The sequence below is a fragment of the Micromonospora coriariae genome (assembly GCF_900091455.1).
Classification (GTDB): domain Bacteria; phylum Actinomycetota; class Actinomycetes; order Mycobacteriales; family Micromonosporaceae; genus Micromonospora; species Micromonospora coriariae.
Map to the genome: position 1 here is coordinate 5,529,813 of NZ_LT607412.1, position 19,658 is coordinate 5,549,470.

The 19,658-nt window shown below is 72.9% G+C and carries 17 protein-coding genes; 11 read left to right on the forward strand and 6 right to left on the reverse strand.

Annotated features, from left to right (window positions below; genetic code table 11):
* Position 1 precedes the first annotated feature (1 nt).
* Genes GA0070607_RS25620 through GA0070607_RS25645 form a run of 6 tightly spaced genes read left to right on the forward strand, consistent with a single transcriptional unit; the run spans position 2 to position 7,495 of the window.
* Positions 2-1,195: an ADP-ribosylglycohydrolase family protein gene (locus GA0070607_RS25620; RefSeq protein WP_089020462.1), complete on the forward strand. Its 1,194-nt coding sequence runs from the start codon at positions 2-4 to the stop codon at positions 1,193-1,195.
* Positions 1,192-2,544, forward strand: coding sequence for an ADP-ribosylglycohydrolase family protein (locus tag GA0070607_RS25625; protein ID WP_089020463.1), 1,353 nt, complete (start codon positions 1,192-1,194; stop codon positions 2,542-2,544). Before GA0070607_RS25620 ends, GA0070607_RS25625 begins: the two co-directional genes overlap by 4 nt.
* Positions 2,545-2,575: 31 nt before the next feature.
* Complete coding sequence (locus GA0070607_RS25630; RefSeq protein ID WP_089020464.1) at positions 2,576-3,514, forward strand: ribokinase; 939 nt, start codon at positions 2,576-2,578, stop codon at positions 3,512-3,514.
* Positions 3,511-5,490: an SUMF1/EgtB/PvdO family nonheme iron enzyme gene (locus GA0070607_RS25635; protein WP_172899104.1), complete on the forward strand. Its 1,980-nt coding sequence runs from the start codon at positions 3,511-3,513 to the stop codon at positions 5,488-5,490. The genes GA0070607_RS25630 and GA0070607_RS25635 overlap by 4 nt, the downstream gene beginning before the upstream one ends.
* On the forward strand, positions 5,487-6,674 hold the full coding sequence (locus GA0070607_RS25640) for a CaiB/BaiF CoA transferase family protein (protein WP_089020465.1): 1,188 nt from the start codon (positions 5,487-5,489) through the stop codon (positions 6,672-6,674). Before GA0070607_RS25635 ends, GA0070607_RS25640 begins: the two co-directional genes overlap by 4 nt.
* Complete coding sequence (locus GA0070607_RS25645; RefSeq protein ID WP_089020466.1) at positions 6,674-7,495, forward strand: HpcH/HpaI aldolase/citrate lyase family protein; 822 nt, start codon at positions 6,674-6,676, stop codon at positions 7,493-7,495. Before GA0070607_RS25640 ends, GA0070607_RS25645 begins: the two co-directional genes overlap by 1 nt.
* Here GA0070607_RS25645 and GA0070607_RS25650 read toward each other — a convergent pair.
* From GA0070607_RS25650 to GA0070607_RS25675, 6 genes are all read right to left on the reverse strand, one after another.
* Positions 7,483-8,175 (reverse strand): DUF305 domain-containing protein, encoded by a 693-nt coding sequence (locus tag GA0070607_RS25650; RefSeq protein WP_089020467.1) that lies wholly within the window; start codon positions 8,173-8,175, stop codon positions 7,483-7,485. The two genes, GA0070607_RS25645 and GA0070607_RS25650, sit on opposite strands and share 13 nt — an antisense overlap.
* Positions 8,176-8,245: 70 nt before the next feature.
* A complete protein-coding gene (locus tag GA0070607_RS25655; protein ID WP_089020468.1) occupies positions 8,246-9,139 on the reverse strand; it encodes a DUF1996 domain-containing protein in 894 nt (297 codons plus the stop codon).
* Positions 9,140-9,382: 243 nt separating this feature from the next.
* Complete coding sequence (locus GA0070607_RS25660) at positions 9,383-10,042, reverse strand: C39 family peptidase (RefSeq protein WP_089020469.1); 660 nt, start codon at positions 10,040-10,042, stop codon at positions 9,383-9,385.
* 686 nt (positions 10,043-10,728) lie between these two features.
* Positions 10,729-11,157 carry a hypothetical protein gene (locus GA0070607_RS25665; RefSeq protein WP_089020470.1) on the reverse strand — a complete coding sequence of 143 codons (429 nt, stop codon included), beginning with the start codon at positions 11,155-11,157 and terminating at the stop codon, positions 10,729-10,731.
* Between the two features lie 164 nt (positions 11,158-11,321).
* On the reverse strand, positions 11,322-13,205 hold the full coding sequence (locus GA0070607_RS25670) for a Xaa-Pro dipeptidyl-peptidase (protein WP_089020471.1): 1,884 nt from the start codon (positions 13,203-13,205) through the stop codon (positions 11,322-11,324).
* Between the two features lie 140 nt (positions 13,206-13,345).
* Positions 13,346-13,882, reverse strand: coding sequence for a helix-turn-helix domain-containing protein (locus GA0070607_RS25675; protein ID WP_089020472.1), 537 nt, complete (start codon positions 13,880-13,882; stop codon positions 13,346-13,348).
* 199 nt (positions 13,883-14,081) lie between these two features.
* Here GA0070607_RS25675 and GA0070607_RS25680 point away from each other — a divergent pair, with 199 nt between their 5' ends.
* From GA0070607_RS25680 to GA0070607_RS25700, 5 genes are read left to right on the forward strand one after another with little or no spacing between them, the layout of a single operon-like run.
* Positions 14,082-15,686, forward strand: coding sequence for an ABC transporter substrate-binding protein (locus GA0070607_RS25680; protein ID WP_089020473.1), 1,605 nt, complete (start codon positions 14,082-14,084; stop codon positions 15,684-15,686).
* Between the two features lie 10 nt (positions 15,687-15,696).
* On the forward strand, positions 15,697-16,782 hold the full coding sequence (locus GA0070607_RS25685) for an ABC transporter permease (RefSeq protein ID WP_172899105.1): 1,086 nt from the start codon (positions 15,697-15,699) through the stop codon (positions 16,780-16,782).
* On the forward strand, positions 16,779-17,696 hold the full coding sequence (locus GA0070607_RS25690) for an ABC transporter permease (RefSeq protein ID WP_089020474.1): 918 nt from the start codon (positions 16,779-16,781) through the stop codon (positions 17,694-17,696). The genes GA0070607_RS25685 and GA0070607_RS25690 overlap by 4 nt, the downstream gene beginning before the upstream one ends.
* Before the next feature lies 1 nt (position 17,697).
* Positions 17,698-18,675 (forward strand): ABC transporter ATP-binding protein, encoded by a 978-nt coding sequence (locus GA0070607_RS25695; RefSeq protein WP_089020475.1) that lies wholly within the window; start codon positions 17,698-17,700, stop codon positions 18,673-18,675.
* A complete protein-coding gene (locus GA0070607_RS25700; protein ID WP_089020476.1) occupies positions 18,672-19,652 on the forward strand; it encodes an ABC transporter ATP-binding protein in 981 nt (326 codons plus the stop codon). The genes GA0070607_RS25695 and GA0070607_RS25700 overlap by 4 nt, the downstream gene beginning before the upstream one ends.
* The last annotated feature ends 6 nt before the right edge of the window (positions 19,653-19,658 follow it).

Genomic DNA, 19,658 nt, shown 5'->3' on the forward strand with positions numbered 1-19,658 from the left:
CATGTCACTCTTGCTCGACACATCGGTCGGCTGCCTGGTCGGCGCCGCGGTCGGAGACGCCCTCGGCGGCGCCACCGAGACGGCACTACCGGAGCAGATCCGCGCACGGTTCGGCGGTTGGGTCGAGGGCATCGTGCCCCCGTACCACGCCGACTGGGCCACCGCGCGACCGCTCGCGCCGTACCACAAGGGCGACGGGCACATCACCGACGACACGTTGATGACCCACGCCCTGGTCCGCGCCTACGCGGCCAAACGCGACCACCTCGACGCGTACGACGTGGTGGAGCTGCTGGTCCCCGACCTGATCGAGCGGGTGGTCTACATCCCCGACCTGGAGCGGGAGGGGGTGACCTTCCACCGGCTCGCGGCCGCCGAGCGGTGGCTGGTCACCCGCCTGCACCACGCCCACGCGGACCCGCGCGAGGCCGGGGTCGGCAACATCGTCAACTGTGGAGCGGCCATGTACATGGCCCCGGTCGGCATCGTCAACGCGGGCGATCCGGCCGGGGCGTACGCCGAGGCGGTGGAGATCGCCGGGGCGCACCAGCACAGCTACGGGCGGGAGGCCGCCGCCGTCTTCGCGGCGGCGGTCGCCGCGGCGGCGACCCCCGGCGCCGGCGTCGAGGATGTCGTCACCGCGGCGCTGGACCTGGCCCGCGACGGCACCCGGGCGGCCATCGACGCGGTGGTCAAGGAGGCCCGGAGCCACCACGACTGGAAGCAGGCGATTCCGGCGCTGCGCGCGGCGGTCGCCCCCTACGACACGGTGGGGGAGGAGTACCGGAGTCCGGGCCTCGGTGCGCGGCGGCCCAGCCGGCTGCACGCCATCGAGGAGCTACCGGTGGCCATCGGCATGCTCGTGGTAGCCGGCGGCGAGTTCCGCCCTGCGGTGCTCGGCGCGGTCAACTACGGCCGGGACGCCGACTCGACCGCGACCATGGCCGCTGCCATCGCCGGGGCGCTCGGCGGCGCCGCCGCGGTGCCGACGGAGTGGTCCGAGGTGGTCGCCACCGCCTCCAGGACCGACCTGGTGGAGCCGGGCCGGATCCTCGCGGCGGTGGCCGGCGAGGTCTTCGAGCGGGACCAGGCCCGGTTCACCCGGCGCGCGGAGCGCTTCGCCGGCCTGGCCGGCCTGGCCGGTGGCGCCGGGCGGGCCGTGCCGGACGCACCGGACGGGGAGCAGACCCGGTGAGGTTCACCTGGGTCCAGCCGGAGGACCTGCTGCCCCACGAGTTGGCGGCCGGCCGGGACGAGGGCCGCGACGTGGCGGCCCTCGCCCGGCGGTGGACCGAGGCCGGCGGGGACCTGACCCCGCCGGTCAGCGGAGCGTCGCCCACCCCGGCCTCGCCCGCGCTGCGGGCGCTCGCGGCGGAGCTGCTGGACGCCGCCGACGCGCTGCCCGCCGTCGCCACCGACGACGAGCCGGACGACCTGGCCGCGCTCCGGGCCCAGTGGCCGGACGCCTGGTCGCTGTCGACCGACGTGACGTACGACCGGTTGCACGGCGCGTGGCTCGGGCGGGCGGCAGGATGCCTGCTCGGCAAGCCGGTGGAGAAGATCCCCCGCGAGGGGATCCGGGAGATCCTCACCGCCACCGGCCGATGGCCGCTGCGGGACTGGTTCACCGCGAAGGGACTGCCGGCCGACGTCGCCGCCCGCTGGCCCTGGAACCGGCGCAGCGCGCCGACCAGCCTCGCCGAGAACATCGACGGCATGCCCGAGGACGACGACCTGAACTACCCGCTGCTGGCCCTGCGGGTGCTCGAGACCCAGGGGCGGGACTTCACAAGCGCCGACGTGGCGCAGGCCTGGCTGGACTGGCTGCCCGGTGGGCGGGTCTTCACCGCCGAACGGGTGGCATACCGGAACCTGCTGCTCGGGCTCGCGCCACCGCAGAGCGCCCGCCGGCACAACCCGTTCCGGGAGTGGATCGGCGCGCAGATCCGCACCGACGTGTACGGCTGGGTCAACCCCGGCCGGCCGGACCGGGCCGCGGAGCTGGCCCTGCGGGACGCCACAGTCAGCCACGTCCGGGGTGGCGTGCACGGCGCGCTCTGGGCCGCCGCCCTGGCCGCCGCCGCGCCGGTCGCCGACACCGTCGACGAGGTGCTGGACGCGGCCGAGGCGGTGCTGCCGCCGCGCAGTCGGTTCGCGGCCACGGTCCGCGAGGCGCGCGCCCTCGGCGCGGGCACCGACGACTGGGAACGCGTGGTCGACGAGCTGTACGACCGCCACGGTCACCTGCACTGGGTACACGTGCGCAACAACGCCGCGCTGGTGGCCGCCGCACTGGCGTACGGCCGCGGCGACCTGGAGCGGTCCATCACCGCTGTGGTCAGTGGCGGCTGGGACACCGATTCGACAGGCGCGACCGTCGGTGCGGTGACCGGGGCGCTCACCGGGGCGTCGGGGCTGCCGGCGCGGTGGATCGCCCCGCTGCGCAACCGGCTGGCCAGCAGCATCGCCGGTTTCGACGGGATCGGTTTCGACGAGCTGGCCGAGCGGACCCGGGCCCTGGCCGAGGCGGGGAGCGGGTCATGACGCAGCACGGGTGGACGAAAGGGAGCACGGCATGAGCGCGCGTGTGGCCGTGGTGGGCAGCAGCAACCTGGATCTGGTGGTGACGGCGTCCCGGCTGCCCCACCCCGGCGAGACGGTGCTGGGCGAGAACTTCCGGACCGTGCCGGGCGGCAAGGGCGCCAACCAGGCGGTGGCCGCCGCGCGGGCCGGCGCGGCCTGCGACTTCGTCGGCGCGGTCGGTGACGACGAGTTCGGTACGCAGATGCGGGCCAGCCTGGCCGGCGCCGGGGTGGGCGTTCGCGGCCTGCGGACCGTCGCCGGTGCCTCCGGCATCGCGCTGATCGCCGTCGACCGGGACGCGGAGAACTTCATCGTCGTCGCGCCCGGCGCCAACGGCACGTTGACCGAGCTGGACGCCGACGACCGGGCGACCATCGCCGCGGCCGACGTGCTGCTGCTCCAGCTGGAGGTGCCGCTGGCCGCGGTGGTCCAGGCGGCCGGCTGGGCCCGGGGGGCGGGCACCACCGTCGTGCTGAACGCCGCACCGGCCGCCGTCCTGCCGACGGGGCTGTTCGACCTGGTCGACGTGCTGGTGGTCAACGAACACGAGGCGGCGGTCGTGGCCGGGGTCTTCTCCGAAGATCCGTCGGTGCTGCTCGACGCACTGCTGGAGCTGGTGCCCCGGGTGGTGCTGACCCGCGGCGCGCGCGGTGCCGCGTACGCCGACCGACGTGGTCTGCGCCTGGCGGTCCCCGCCCCGCGCATCGACGCGGTGGACACCACCGCCGCGGGCGACGCCTTCACCGGGGCGCTCGCCGTCGGCTGGGCCGAGCGTGGCGGCGCCACCACCGACGACACCGTCCTGGCGAGCCTGCGCTGGGCGTGCGCCGCCGGCGCGGCCTGCGCCCAGCGGCACGGCGCCTCCACCGCCCTGCCCGAGCGGTCCGCCATCGACGCCCTCTACGACGCGACCTACCGAGGTACACCGTGAGCTTCAACCCGTACGTCCCGCGCCCGATCGACCGGCCGACCGAGGTGCCGCTCGGCGGACACGCCGACCTCACCACTCTGGACGAGGCGAAGATCTTCGCCGCGCCGACCGACCCGGCCGACTGGCCGGCCTGGCGGGAGCAGCTCACCCGCTGGCGGGCCGACGCCCGCGAGCGCATCGGCTACAGCGGCGCGCACTACGACGAGATCCCCGGCGACTGCTTCAGCGTCTGCCTGGCGTGGCTCTGGGACGAGGCGCTCTACGACCACGAGCGCGGCGTCTTCACGGTCGACGAGTTCCTCGACGCGGCCGCACGGGACTTCGGCGGCTTCGACGGGGTGGTGCTCTGGCACGCGTACCCGGTCATCGGCCTGGACGACCGCAACCAGTTCGACTGGTACCGGGACGTGCCGGAGCTGCCCGAGGTGGTGCGGGCGTTCCAGGAGCGGGGGGTGCGGGTCTTCATCGACTACAACCCGTGGGACACCGGCACCCGCCGCGAGCCGGGCAGCGACGCCGAGGAGGTCGCGGCCCTGGCCGGCAAACTCGGTGTCGACGGGGTCTTCCTGGACACCCTGAAGGAGGGCGCCGGGGAGCTGCGCGCCGCGTTGGACGCCGTCCGCCCCGGCATGGTCCTCGAAGGTGAGAGCCGGGTTCCGCTGGCCCGGATCGCCGACCACGCGATGTCGTGGGCGCAGTGGTTCGCCGACTCCGAGGTCCCCGGAGTGCTGCGGGCGAAGTGGTTCGAACGGCGGCACGTGCTGCACCACACCCGGCGCTGGCACCGCGACCACCTCGACGAGTTGCACTCCGCCTGGCTCAACGGCGTCGGGGTGCTGGTGTGGGAGAGCGTCTTCGGGGTCTGGGTCGGCTGGAACGACCGGGACCGGGCGGTGCTGCGCGCGATGCGCCGGGTGCAGACCAGCCACGCCGCGTGGTTGCGCGCCGAGGACTGGGTCCCGCTCGCCGACCATCCCGGCACGGGCCAGGTGTACGCGTCCCGCTGGACGCACCAAGGCAAGCCACTGTGGACGGTGGTGAACCGGGGCGCGGACCACGACGGACCGTGGCTGATCACCGAGGCCCGGCCCGGCCGGCGCTTCGTGGACCTGGTCACCGGCGCCGAGCTGGACGTCACCGAGACCGGTGACGGGCGGCTGGCGGTGGGCGGTCCGCTGCCGGCCAGCGCCATCGCCGCCGTGGCGATGACCGGCGCCGCCGTCCAGCGGCACGAGCCACCCACCGGCGACCCGTCCTTCCCCGCCCGCGCCGCGGTGCGCGTGCGGACCCCGTGGGCGCCCCGGCAGCAGCTGCCGCGAGGCATGGCAGCCGTCGAGGCCGGCCGGCGGGACATCGTCGTCCGGCACCGCGTACGGGAGACCGGGCTGTACGGCGAGGCGCCCTACGTCGACGAGTGGAAGCCACTGCCGCCCCGGCTGCACCACACCGGCACGCTGCGGCGCAGCATCCGGCTCGGCCGGTACGCCATCGCCACCCACGAGGTCACCCACGGCGAGTACGCCGAGTTCCTGCGGGCCACCGGCTACCGACCGGTGCGCCCCGAGCGGTTCACCGCGGGGCAGGGCCCGGCCCATGCCCCGGTCACCGGGGTGGAGTTGGTCGACGCCCGGGCGTACGCGACGTGGGCCGGGCTGCGGCTGCCCACCGAAGACGAGTGGCAGGTGGCCGCCGAGGCGGGGCTGCTCGTACGCCGGGAACCGCTGGTGTGGAACCTGACCGAGAGCGAGCACTCCGACGGGCGCACCCGGTTCGCCATCCTCAAGGGTGGCGCGGACCACCGGGCCGACGGCTCCGACTGGTACCTCGACGGCGGCCCCCAGTCGGCGGACGTCTCGGTGAAGCTGCTGCTCACCGGCGCCGGGCTCACCCGCTCCGACCAGGTGGGCTTCCGCTGCGCCGTGGACCTGGTGCCCGACTCCCGTGTGGCACCCGACGCGACGGAGGTGACCCGGTGACCGCGCCCCTGGACGGGATCAAGGTCGTCGACCTGGCCACCCTCTTCGCCGGGCCGCTCGCCGCCGCGTTCCTCGGCGACTTCGGCGCCGACGTGCTCAAGGTGGAGCACCCCACCAAGCCGGACCCGTCGCGGGGGCACGGCCCGGCCCGGGACGGCGTCGGCCTCTGGTGGAAGGTGCTCGGCCGCAACAAGCGGACCGTCACCCTCAACCTGTCCGACCCGGACGGCGCCGCGCTGCTGCGCCGCCTGCTCGCCGACGCCGACGTGCTGGTGGAGAACTTCCGCCCCGGCACGCTGGAGCGGTGGGGACTCGGCCCGGCCGAGCTGCACGCCGTCAACCCCCGGCTGGTCATCACCCGGATCAGCGGCTTCGGGCAGGTCGGCCCGTACGCCCGCCGGCCCGGCTTCGGCACCCTCGCCGAGGCGATGAGCGGCTTCGCCGCGGCCACCGGGGAACCGGACGGTCCACCGACCCTGCCCCCGTTCGGGCTGGCCGACTCGGTGACAGCGCTCGCCGCCGCGTACGCGGTGATGCTGGCCCTGCGCGCCCGGGACACCACCGGCACCGGGCAGGTGGTGGACCTCGCCATCATCGAGCCGATCATGGCGATGCTCGGCCCGCAGATCACCTGGTACGACCAGCTCGGCTACATCCAGCCCCGGCTGGGCAACCGGTCCAACAACAATGCCCCGCGCAACACGTACCGGTGCGCGGACGGGCGCTGGGTGGCCGTCTCCACAAGTGCGCAGAGCATCGCCGAGCGGGTGCTGCGGCTGGTCGGCCGACCCGAACTGATCGACGAGCCGTGGTTCGCCACCGGCAGCGGTCGGGCCGCCCACGCCGACGAGCTGGACGCCGCGGTGAGCGCCTGGGTGGCGAAGCGGGACCGCGACGAGGTGGTGACCGCGTTCGAGGCGGCGCAGGCGGCGGTCGCGCCGGTCTACGACGTGCGGGACATCCTGGCCGACCCGCAGTACGCGGCGCTGGGCACCGTGCGCAGCGTCCCGGACGAGGAGTTGGGTGAGGTGCGGATGCAGAACGTGCCGTTCCGGCTCACCGACACTCCGGGGGAGATCCGGCACGCCGGCCGGCGACACGGCCAGGACACCGACGCGGTCTTCGGCGCGCTCGGCCTGAACGCCGACGAGCTGGCCGCACTGCGCGAGCGGGGAGTGCTCTGATGCTGCTCAGCTGGCTCTACGTGCCCGGCGACCGCCCGGACCGGTTCGCCAAGGCGGTCGCCTCGGGTGCCGACGCGGTCATCCTCGACCTGGAGGACGCCGTCGTCGCCGGGCGCAAGGCGTACGCCCGGGACGCGGTCGCCGAGTTCCTCGCCGAGACGCACCAGGTGCCGGTGCAGGTTCGGGTCAACGAGCTGACCGGGCCGGACGTCGACGCCGACCTGGCCGCGGTGTCCGGTCGACCCGGACTGGCCGGGTTGCGGCTGCCGAAGGTGGAGTCGTCCGCGACGGTGGCGGCGCTCGCCGACCGGGTGAACGTGCCGCTGCACCCACTGGTCGAGTCGGCGCTCGGGCTGGAGGCCGCGTACCCGATCGCTTCCGCCCACCCCGCGGTGGCCTCGATCGGTCTCGGCGAGGCCGACCTGCGCTCCGACCTCGGGGTGAACGACGACGACGGGCTGCTCTGGGCGCGCGGCCGGGTGGTGGTGGCGGCCCGCGCCGCGGGCCTGGTCCCGCCGGCGATGTCGGTGTTCGCCGATGTCACCGACGTCGCCGGTCTGGCCGCCTCCTGCGCCGTCGGGCGGCGGCTCGGCTTCCTCGGCCGCGCGGCGATCCACCCGCGTCAGCTGCCGGTGATCGTCGAGGCGTTCCGGCCCGCCGACCGGGAGGTGGCCCGCGCTGCGGAGCTGCTGGCCGCCGTGGCCGAGGCGCTGCGACGGGATTCGGGAACCGTGGTGCTGCCCGACGGCCGTTTCGCCGACCGGGCGATGGTCGCCGCCGCCCGGCGCACCGTGGACCTGGCCGCCCGCTACGCCGCCTGAGCGTCGCCGGCCGTGTGTTCCCCGGTGGCGGTCGATGGCCTGGTCAGGCAGATCACCGGCATGGACCCCCGGATTTCGTCCACCCCGGGGTCGAGCCGGTCGAGGCGCGCGAGGTCGGTGGTGCCGGCCCGGACCACGGCCGCGGCCAACGCGATGGTCTCCGGGTGTACGCCGCCCCGCTGCTCCGCGGCGGCGATCCGGACCGCCTGCGTCAGGTGCGCACGCAGGTGCCCGGCGAGCAGCCGCTGGAACGCCTTCCCGGTGGCCGACCGCAGCGCCGCCAACTCGTCGGCGCTGATCATGCCAGGCATGTCGTGGCCCTCGTGCGGGTTCGTCGCCGGCGCACCAGAGCTGCCCAGCAGCCGACGCGACACGGTCAGGTCGGCGCGGTGGGTCGCCTCGACCTGGGCGGCCAGGCGCCGCCAGGCCGGGTCGGTGGTCCGGGCGGGCACCAGGTCGAGCACCGGCAGCACCCGTTCGGCCATCGCCACCGTCAGCTGGAGCCAGGCGGTGTCGGTCGGGCTGAACGGTCCTGCCGTACTCACGGGTGCCGCGACGCTCGGCGGCGCGACCGCCGTCGGCGCGGTGGTGCCGGCCGGGTCCGATGACCCGGCAGCGCACCCGGCGACGAGCAGGACGGCGATGAGCAGCGTGGGTGGTGCGGCGACGAGGGCTCGCATCCGACCTCCTTTCCGCCCGGGTGGGCGGGCCCGGCGCGACCGGGCCCGCCCTCGGGTTGACCGTCTCGACTCAGATCGGTCGACCGTCGTGCCCGCACTTGATCACCGGACGGATGCAGTCCTGGACGCGCCGCGCCATCTCCGCCACCGGCCAGGCGTTGAAGAAGTCGCCGTGCATGGTGTAGCCCGGCCCGGAGGCCAACCGGAACTGCGCGGGGTTGCCGTTGACCGGGTACCGCAGCACCTGCCGCAGCTTCGGCACGTGCACCGGGTGCGTCGCCGGGCAGGCCTGATTCACCGGGTACGCCATGTGGCTCTTGTGGTCGGGCGAGTCCAGGTCGCGGCCGTTCCAGCACTGCGGGAAGTCCAGGTACGACTCCAGCATCGTCCCGGCCGGGCAGGTGACGAAGTTCTTCGACGGCGGCACCTGGCCCGCGTGCAGGCAGGACCAGCGGGCGATGCTCTCGTTCGGCCCGGCCGCCTTGGCGTTGCCCGCCACGATCCGCAGCCCCTGCGGGATGGGCTGGGTGGCCGCGACGACATCGGCGCGCACGCCCTCACCCAGGTAGTAGAACGTGGAGATGGCCGGCTCGACCGGAACGTTGTTGTTGTACAGGGTGGGCACCCAGTACGACGACACATCCGTCCGCGGATTGCAGGTGGTTGGCGAGTTGACCAGGTCGGGAAGCGTGGTGTGGGCGTTCGTCACCGTGCTGCCGAAGAAGCTGTGCATGTGCGAGGCCCCGGGCAGCCCGGGAAAGATGATCGGGTCGTCCGGCAGCCGGTGGCTGTACGTGCAGTCGGCGGGGAACTCCGCGACCCGGATGACGTTGACGCCCGGGGCGGCGTCGGCCCGGGCCGTGGTGGAGACCATGTACGTGCCGAGTAGTGCCAGCAGGGCACCGATCGCCGTGGCGAGGCGCAGCCGGCGGGGGATGCCGGAGAGGGGTGCGGCCCTGTCCATCTCGTGACTCCTGTCGGGGGGACGGGTCAGGGACAGCTCCGGCGCCGCCGCCGAAGACATCGGAGTTTTCCCTGGCCAGACTGGTGGTGGTCTGTTGAGCCGGGAGTACGAGAGAGCGCTCTCACCGTCCAGCCTCACCTTGAAGTCGACGGTTGTCAATACGTGCCGCAGTTGGTGGCAATGACGACGCAGAAGGGCCGGACCCCTGGTGGGGGTCCGGCCCTTGTCGGTATTGGTTGGGTGTCAGCTGGTGGCGTAGCCGCGGGTGGCGATCCAGTCGGCGAGGTGCTCGATGGTGACCTCGTAGGAGGCGGTGTTGGCATCGGCGGAGTCGGCGATCTTGACGATGTTGCCGCCGTCGCGGTAGCCCACGACGCTGATGTAGTGCCCGCCCTCGAAGGAGTGCATCGCGCCGTCGGTGTCGGTGCTGGTGCCGGCGATGTTCGCGACCACGGCCCGGCCGTCGTTGACGGTGCGCACGACGTCGGCGCGCAGGGTGTCGGTCTGCTTGTCGTCAGCGTTGGGGCTGCTGATCTCGACCGAGTGGTAGGCGTTGTTCTTGCCGGTCTCCTTGTTCAGCACCGGGGTGATGTCGTTGATGGAGTTGGTGCCGGCCTCGGTGGTGCCCATCTCCTTGGCCATGGCGTCCACGCTGATGTCCTTGCCCTGCACGGACAGGGCGTTACGCGTGGCGGCGGGGCCGCAGTAGTAGAAGTTGGGCTGCGCCTCGTAGCGCACGCCGAGCTGACGCTCACCGGCGGGCTTACGGTCGCTCTGGGTCTGGGTGGTCGGCTTGGCGTCCGACGCGGCGTAGGCGGCGGTGACGGGGCCGGCGATGGCGCCGCCGGTGAACGCGAGGCCGGCAGCGGTCAGGGCGGTCTTGCGGATCAGATCGGTACGCATGATGGCGTGCTCCTCTGCGATGGGGGATACGCGTGACACCCCAAGCGGGGGCGGGTGTCGCACGGGAAGTTCGAAGGGGATCTGCCCGGCGGCCGGGGGGCCTGCTCGGGTGTCCGGGGGATGTAACCGCGGCGGGCCGGCGGGTGTTCCCGGCGGCTGCCGCACCGGCCCCGACGGGGGCGCGGTGATCTGCCAGGTATAACCACCCCGCCCGGCCCCCGATTCCAGCCCACGGGTGGCCCCGACCACGGGACGCCCACCCCGAAACCGGACACCGGCACCCAGCCGTGCCCACCGCGAACCGGACAGTCAGGTCGCCAAGGCTTCAACCCGGCGGGCTCCACGGGGGCGCACCTCGGGGGACAGTGCTGTCAGTCGACGCGCCGAGGCCGGAAAAGTCGCGCAGCTCGACCCACCCCGCGCAGGCACAGGAAGGGCGCAAGGGGCACGCGATCCGACGTGGTCAGGCGGGTCAGGCGCCGAGGGAGGGGCAGGACCCTTTCCGAGCGGGCGGGACAGTGGGCGCGAAGCCGTATACCTGTGAGGTATCAATATGACTCTGAGGTATCACGCTCTCTGGTGCGGATGCGGCCCGTGACGTCCGCGCGCGCCGCCCGCCCGAAGTCACCCGCAGGGTAGCGGGTGCCGGGCCGGGCGGTGGGCTTCGCGGCGTCGCCAGGGAACGGTCAGGCCTTGCGGGCCGTACGCCGGTTGCCGAACGACTCCATCGTGGTCGCCTTCTTGGCCGGCGCCCTGGTGGCGGATGTGGTGCGGGCCCGGGCCGGCGCGGCCTTCTTCGCGGGGGCCTTCTTGGCGGCGGCTCTCGTCGCGGGAGCCTTCTTCGGCGGAGCGTTCTTGGCCGCGGCCGCCTTCGCCGTCGGCCTGCGCGTGGGAGTGGCTGTGGTGGCGGAGGTGTCCTTCTTGCGGGCGACGCGGGGCGTGGTCGGCGTGGGCTTCTCGCCGGGCGTCTTGGCCGCGCTCGCGCCGGTGGCCCGCTTCGTGGCAGCGGCGACCTTCTTCGCCGCGACCTTCCGGCTCGGCGGCATCTTCTTCGCCTCGGTGGCCTTGGCCGGCCCGGGCGACCTGCGCGCTGGGGTGAACGTCCTGCGGGTCATCGTCACTCCTCCTCGGGTAACGCCGGCGTCGCCAGCACTGCCGGGCGACAGGTGTCGGCGGGCCGCCCGGCCCGATCGGCGAGGTCTTCCCGCGCCCCAGCCCCCCAAACGCAGGTGGGGCAGCCCGACGCGTCGGACTGCCCCACCTGTTCGGAAAGACTGACTCAGAACCCGAGTACGCCGCGCCCCCCGACCACCGGCAGCCGCAGCTCGCTGTCGTTCGGCGCGACCCGCAGCTCGGTGCCACCGGCCGGCAGCAGGGTGTACTCCTGGTCACTGGAGAAGACGACCACGCCGATCCGGTGGCCCGCCGGGAAGATGTAGTCCTTCGGCTCCAGGGTCCACCGGTAGTCGTACAGCTTGCCCTGCTTCACCGGCTCGGTGCGGGCCGGGCCCTTGCGGTTCTGCGGGTCCATCCAGCCCCGGGTCACCACGGTCGGCGCGGCGGTTGAGCCGACCGGGCCATAGTCGACCAGGTACGCGGTGAGGTTCGCGTCCGGCTTGTTGTCGATCGCCATCCGCAGCCGCATCTCCGGGCGTCCGGAGATGCGGACGTTCTGGGTCAGCGCGGGGGAGCGGTAGGCGAGCCGGTTCGGGCTGGCGGTGTCCGGATTGGCCACCAGCGTGTCCGGGTGGATGGTCCGGCCCTCGTCGACGAAGCCCTGCTCGACCCGCGCCTTCGGCGACTTGCCCGAGGTGAGTGCCCCCGGGGAGGTCACGTCGGTGGCGGCGAACCGCAGTGCGACCGTACGGGCGGCCGGGTCGGGCCAGTTGGCGTACGTGGTGTAGGCCCGGTCCTCCCGCTGCAGCACCGCGGTCGGCTCGTCCATGATTCCGTTGCGCACGTTCCACAGCCAGAAGTCGAACCAGCGGTTCTCGGTCTGCTTGTACGTCCACGTCCGCCCGTCCGGCAGGGTCACCGACGCGTTGCTGCCCGGGCCGCCGTGCCCGCCCTGGTGCAGCCAGATCTTGCGCGGTACGTGGCGCTTGGCGAGCTCGTCCCACCAGCCGGCGAAGTGCTCGGTCTTCACGTTCCAGTCGTTGAGGCCGTGCACCACGAAGACGCTCGCCTCCACGTCCCGGGCGTCGAGGTAGTCACGGTCCTGCCAGAACTTCGAGTAGTCGCCGGTGACCCGGTCCTGCTCCTCGGTGATCTTCGCGATCTCGTCGGCGCAGGGCCCCTCGGCTCGTGCCTGCCCGGCGGTGTACTGGGCCAGGATGTCGGTGTCCTCGCCCTGGAACGTTCCGGGGGCGACGACCAGACCGTTGGCGCGGTAGTAGTCGTACCAGCTGCTGATCGCGGAGACCGGCACGATGGTCTTGAGGCCCCGGACGCCGGTGGTGGCCACCTGGTTGGGCAGCGTCCCGTTGTAGGAGACGCCGGTCATGCCGACCGCGCCGGTGGTCCAGCCGGCGGTGATCGCTGCGCCGTTCGCGTCGTACCCCTTGGCCCGGCCGTTCAGCCAGTCGATGACCGCCTTGGTGCCGAGCGTCTCGGCCTGGTCGCCGCTGGTCGGGCAGCCGTCGGAGTCGCCGGTGCCGACGCTCTGGCCGAGCACCACCGCGTACCCCCGCGGCACGTAGTAGTCGTCGAGCGAGCCGGGCAGGTTGGCCTTCGCCTGCGCCCGCTGGGCTCCCGCGTCGAGCGCCCGGCGCCCGGAACGGTCGGTCAGGCCGTTCTGCGGCAGGTCGTCGACCAGCACGCTCGGGTAGGGCACGTCGCCCCAGGTGCCCTTGCGGTACGGGCTGTGCTCGAAGATGACCGGCACCTTGAAGCCCTGGGTGGCGGTCTCCCGGGGCCGGGAGATGTCGATCGCCACCCGATCGAGGCGGCCGTCGTGGTCGGTGTCGACAGGGGTCTGGACGAACACCCGCTCCTCGATCGCGTCGGCGAGCGAGAACACCGGCTGCGTCATGCCGTCGCTGACCACGATGCCGGTGGGTGTGGCCGCCGTGGGTGGGGCAGCCGTCGCCGCCGGTGCTGCGCTGAGGACCAGTGCGCCGGACACACCGACGCTGAGCAGTGCCAGATGGCGGGGTCGACGCATGCGCGTCTCCCTTCGGTTGGGCTGGTTGCCGGGGTGGGCAGTGGCCAATCTCGAAGATCCATTCGCCGCCATGCTAGGACCGGGCCGCTGTCCCGTCGATCCCTTCGGACCGGGATGCGCCCTTCGTCCACAAAGTGCGGTCAGGGGGTGGGTGGCGTCACCGCGATGATCAGGTGAGCGCGTTGCTTGCTGGCGTTGCGGTAGAGGTGCGCCAGACGTGAGTCGAAGGTGACCGACTCGCCGGCGGTGAGGGTGTAGGACTCGCCGCCGATCTCGGCGACGACCTCGCCGGTGACGACGATCGCGCACTCGGTCGACGGGTGGGCCCACGGTTCGGCCGAGCTGGCGTCACCGGGGGCGAGGTGTGCCTGAAGCACCTCGAGGTCACCGCGGCCGGGGGTGAGCCGCTCGTAGGTGATCTGGCCGGGGGGAGCCGCCAGTCGGGTGCGGGCGCCGACCCGGCTGACGTGCACCGGCGGCGCCTCGGGCTCGGAGAACAGCTCCGCGATCGAGGTGTCGAAGACCTGGGCGAGTTTGCGCAGGGTGGACAGGCTGGGGTCGGTCGCGCCGTTCTCGATCTGGCTCAGCAGCGCGGGGGACACGTCGGCGGCTGTGGCGAGCTGACGCAGCGTGAGGGAGTGCTGCTGACGCAGGTCGCGGAGTCGGTCACCGAGCATCTGTCCTCGTTCCCAAAAAACAGTGTGGCTGAATCTTGATTGACCGCACTATACGGCTCTGTTTAGGATCACTGAACATCAGCCGGTGATGTTCGATCGTACTGGACAAGCCGCGTTGAGGCGCGAACCGGACGACTGACAGTCCGGCCTACATGCGGATCCCGCACGGCGGGCCGCGCGATACGAAGGTAGGAACAGCATGTCGGTGTCCCCCCGCCGGCTCCTCGCCGGAGCGTCCGCTCTGGCGACGCTGGCCGTCCTCTCCGTCAGCGCCTGCAGCGCCGGCGGCAGTGGTGGAAACGCGAACGGTGCGGCCAAGACCCTCACCGTGAACACGTCGTTCGTGCTCAAGACCCTCGACCCCGGCCGGGTCTACGAGGCGACCGGCCTGACCGCCGTGCACGCCCTCTACGACACGCTGCTCACCTTCAAGGGCTCGGACGTGAGCAAGCCGACGCCCGCGCTGGCCGAGTCGTACGAGGCGTCGCCGGACGCCAAGACCTTCACCTTCAAGCTCCGGCAGGGCGTGACGTTCGCCGACGGCAGCCCGCTCACCGCCGACGACGTCGTCTTCTCACTCAACCGCCTGAAGAACATCAAGGCCAGCCCGGCGGTCACCGTCAGTGGCCTGACCGTGACGAAGACCGACGACAGTACAGTCGTGGTCGCCTCGGCCACCCCCGACCCGAACATCCCGGTGGTGCTGTCGATGCCGTCGACCGCGGTGCTCAACTCGAAGGCCGCGAGGGAGCACGGCGCCCGGGACGCCGCCGACGCCGCGCAGAGCGACACCGCGCAGCAGTACCTGGACACCAACTCCCTCGGCAGCGGCCCGTACGTGCTGAAGTCGTACGACCCGTCAGCGCAGGTGGTGCTGGAGGCCAACCCGAAGTACTGGGGAGCCAAGCCCCAGTTCGCCCGGGTGGTGCTGCGCAACATGGACGCGCAGACCCAGAAGCTGACCATGCAGCGCGCCGAGGCCGCCGAGATCTCCCTGGACATCTCCGGCAAACTCCTCGACGGACTGCCAGGTGGTCTGCAGACCTCCGGGGTGCAGGACACTGTCTACTTCCTCTTCCTCAACGCCGACCCGGCCGTGTCGAAGGTGACCTCCAACCCGAAGTTCAACCAGGCACTGCGCGCCGCCATCGACTACCAGGGGATCGCCGCCCTGTACGGCAAGGGCGCCGCCCCCGGAGCCGGGCTGGTCGCGCCCGCCTTCCCGGGCGCGCTGCCGGCCGGCGAGGAGTCCAAGCGGGACGTGGCCAAGGCCAGGGCGCTGCTCGCCGAGGCCGGCCTGACCAACCCCGCTGTGAAGTTCAACTACCCGGCCATCACGTACAAGGGGGTCGACCTCGGCACGGTGGCCACCAAGGTGCAGGGAGACGCCGCCGAGGCCGGCATCAAGCTGGAGCTGAACCCGCAGCCGCTCACCACGTTCCTCGACGAGATGCGCGGCGGGAAATCTCCCCTCGGGTTCACCCCGCAGAGCCTGAACTACCCGGTCGCCGACTCGCTGATCAACAACATGGCACCCGGGCAGGCCACAGCGCTGCGCTCGGGCTGGACCGTCGAGCGGGCCGACCCGGCGATCGTGGCCGCCGGCAAGAAGGTCACCGCGACCCTCGACCTGGCCGGTCGGGCCGCCGCCATGCAGGAGTGGCAGCGGCTGATGAACGCGTCCTCGCCGTACCTCGTGCTGGCCAGCAACTCCTCCATGGTCGTGGCGACCACCGACCTGACCGGGGCGGACTACACCGCCGCCGGCTGGCAGGTGGACCTCGCCGCGGTCGGCCGCAAGTAGTCACGACGACATGACGACAGTCCACAACGGCGCCCCGGACGCGGTCTCCACGACCGCGCCCCGGGCCCGGGGTGCCCACCCGCTGCTGACCTTCCTGGCCAAGCGGGTGGCGATCACCGCCGGATTGCTGCTGGGCGTCACGGTGGTGACGTTCGGGCTGGTCAACGTGGTCCCCGGTGACCCGGTCACCGCCAACCTCTCCGACCAGGCTCTCAACGACCCGGCCGCGGTGGCCGCCTTCCGGCAGAAGTGGGGTCTGGACCAGCCACTCTGGGCGCAGTACCTGCACTACCTGGGCAACCTGCTGCACGGCGACCTGGGCCAGTCCCAGCAGACCGGCCGAGCCGTCCTGGACGATCTGCTCCACTACGTGCCGGCTACCCTCGAGCTGGCCATCCCGAGCATGGTGCTGGCACTGCTGATCGGCACCGGGATCGGCATGCTCGCGGCGATCCGAAACGGCCGGCTCACCGACCAGCTCGTCCGGGTCGGCGCTCTGCTCGGGCTCTCCACCCCGCCGTTCTGGCTGTCCCTCGTCGTGCTCTACGTCTTCTTCTACCAGCTCGGCCTGGCACCCAGCGGCGGACGGCTGTCCCCGGACTTCAGCCCGCCGCCCACCGTCACCGGCATGTACACCGTCGACGCGGCGCTCGCCGGGCAGTGGGACGTCGCCTGGGACGCCGCCCAGCACCTGTCCCTGCCGGTGCTCGTGCTGACCTCGCTGACCGTGGCGATGCTGGTCCGGTTCGTCCGCTCGGCGATGCTCGAAGTGCTCCAGCAGGACTACATCCGCGCCGCGTACGCCAAGGGCCTGCCGACCCGGGTGGTGCTGCGCCGGCACCTGCTGCGCGCCGGCCTGGTCCCGGTGGTCACCGTCTCCGGGCTGGCCTTCGCCTCGCTGCTGTCCGGAACGGTGCTGGTCGAGAGCATCTTCGGCTGGCCCGGCGTGGGCCAGTACGCCTACCGCAGCGCCACGGCGCTGGACCTGCCCGCGATCCTCGGCGTCAGCCTGTTCGTGGCAATGGTCTACACGCTGGTCAACCTGACCGTCGACCTGCTGTACGGGCTCATCGACCCGAGGATCCGCCTGTCATGACCACACTCGCGCCCGGTCCGGTGACCCCGGACCCGAAGGCGGAGCGCGCCCTGACCCGGCGCCGTTGGCTCGGCCGCCTGCGCGGCGCACCGACGAGCCGGCCGGTCTGGCGCCAGCCGATCGCCGTGGTGGCCCTGGCCATCCTCGGCGGATGGTTGCTGGTGGCGCTTCTCGCCGGCGTTCTCGCCCCGTACGATCCGCTGGCGCAGAGCCCCGACGCCTACGCGCCGCCGTCCGGGGCGCACTGGTTCGGCACCGACTCGCTCGGCCGGGACATCCTCAGCCGGGTCGTCCACGGTGCCCGCCTGTCCATCCCCCTCGCGTTGGCCATCGTCTCGTTGGCCCTGCTGGTCGGCGGCCTGCTCGGGCTCGTCGCCGGATACGTCGGCCGGTTCGTCGACGAGGCGTTGATGCGCCTCACCGACCTGGTGTTCGCCTTCCCGCAGATCATCCTGGCCATGGCGGTGACCGCCGCGTTCGGCCCGAACACCCGCAACGCCGTGCTGGCTCTGGTCATCGTCTCCTGGCCGGTGTACGCCCGGGTCATCCGCAGCGCCGTGTTGAGCATGCGCGGCGACGACTACCTCAACGCCGCCCGGCTGCTCGGCGTCGGGCCGATCCGCGCGTTGCGCCGCGACGTGCTGCCCAACAGCATCGGCCCGGCGATCGTGCTGGCGACCCTGGAGCTCGGCAACGCGGTGCTGCTGCTCGCCGCGCTGTCCTTCCTCGGCCTGGGCCCCCGCCCACCGGCCGCCGAATGGGGCTCGATGGTGGCCCTCGGCGCGCAGGACCTGTCCATGTGGTGGGTCAGCGTGTTTCCCGGTCTGGCGATCCTCACCGTCGTGATGGCCTTCAACGTGCTCGGCGACGCGCTGCGTGACCGGCTCGACCCCCGCTACGCGAAGGGACGCTGAGGTGGCACCGCTGCTCGACGTCGATTCCCTGGCCGTCACCCTGCCCTCGCCGCGTGGCCCGCTGCCGATCCTGCACGACGTGTCGCTGACCGTCGGCGAAGGGGAGTTGGTCGGCATCGCGGGGGAGAGCGGCTGCGGCAAGAGCCTCACCGCGCAGGCCCTGCTCGGGTTGCTGCCACCGGGTGCGGCCGTCAGCGGCTCGGCCCGGTTCGCCGGCACCGAACTGCTGGGCCTGGATGCTCGGGGCTGGCAGCGGGTCCGCGGGGCCGGCATCGCCATGGTGTTCCAGGATCCGACCGCCGCCCTGCACCCGATGCTCACCGTCGGCCGGCAGCTCACCGAACACATGCGGGTGCACCTGCGGTTGGACCGCCGGGCCGCGACCCGGCGAGCTGTCGAACTGCTCGACCAGGTCCGCATTCCGGATCCGGAGCGGGCCCTGCGCGCGTACCCGCACCAGTTCTCCGGGGGGATGCGCCAGCGGGTGGCCATCGCCATCGCCCTGGCCGCCCGCCCCCGGCTGCTGATCGCCGACGAACCGACGACCGCCCTCGACGTCACAGTGCAGGCCGGCATCCTCGCCCTGCTGGACCGGCTGCGCGCCGAGACCGGGCTGGCGGTCGCGTTCATCACCCACGACCTCGGGGTGCTCAGCGCCCTCACCACCCGCGCGTACATCTTCTACGCCGGGCGGGTCGTGGAGACCGGTTCGACGGGCGCACTGCTGACCGCACCCACCCACCCGTACACCGCCGCGCTGCTCGGGGCCCGCCCGCACGGCACCCAGACCGGCGGGACGCTGCGGCCCATCCCGGGTGCCCCGCCGGCACCGGGCGAGGCGCCGCCGGGATGCCCGTTCGAACCCCGGTGCGGGTACGCCGAACCGTCCTGCGGCACCGCCCCGCCCCCGCTCATCCCCGCCGGTGTCGACCGGTCGGTGGCCTGCGTAGTCCGTCCGCAGCTGGAGGTGGCCGCATGAACGTCCCCGCGCCAACGAGCCGGCTGTGCTTCAGCGACGTGGAGGTCGAGTACCGGTCCCGGGGACGCGGGCGGGTGCGTGCCGTAGCCGGGGTCAGCCTGGAGGTGTTGCCCGGCCAGATCGTCGGACTGGTCGGCGAGTCCGGCTGCGGCAAGTCCTCGCTGGCCCGTGTGGCGGTTGGGTTGACCGCGCCGAGCGCCGGCAGCGTCCGGTACGCCGACCGACCGGTCACCCCGCTGGGCTGGCGGCCCCGCCCGGGCGCCGAGGTCGGCCTGCAGATGGTCTTCCAGAATCCGTACGCCTCGCTGAACCCCCGGCGCACCATCGGCTCCCAGCTCCTCGACGGCGTGCCGGCGACGATCACCGGGGCGAACCGCCGGGCCCGGGTGCGTGACCTGCTCGACCGGGTGGGCATGCCGGCCACCGCGGCGGAGCGGTACCCGCACCAGTTCTCCGGAGGCCAACGGCAGCGCCTGGCGATCGCCCGCGCACTCGCCCCGGAACCTCGGATGATCATCGCCGACGAGCCGGTCACGGCGCTGGACGCCTCGTCCCAGGCCCAGGTGGTGAACCTGCTCGTCGGGCTGGTCCGCGACCTGGACATGGGCATGCTGTTCATCTCCCACGATCTCGCGCTGGTGCACGAGATCGCCGACGTGACAGCGGTGATGTACCTGGGCCGGATCGTCGAGGCCGCGCCCACCGGCGAGCTGTGGCGCGAGCCCCGGCACCCGTACACCCGGGCGTTGATCGACGCGGTGCCGCAGATCGGGCCCACCCCGCGCCTGCCCGCCATCCTCCCCGGGGAGGTGCCCGATCCGGCCAACGCGCCGGCCGGATGCCGGTTCCGGCCGCGCTGCCCGCACGCGTTCGACCCGTGCGGCGACCAGCCGCCCACCGTCGACCTGGGCGGCCGCAGCGTCGCCTGCTGGCTCACCGACACCGCGGCGGCGCCCGACGTCGCGCGCTCACTCTGAGGACAC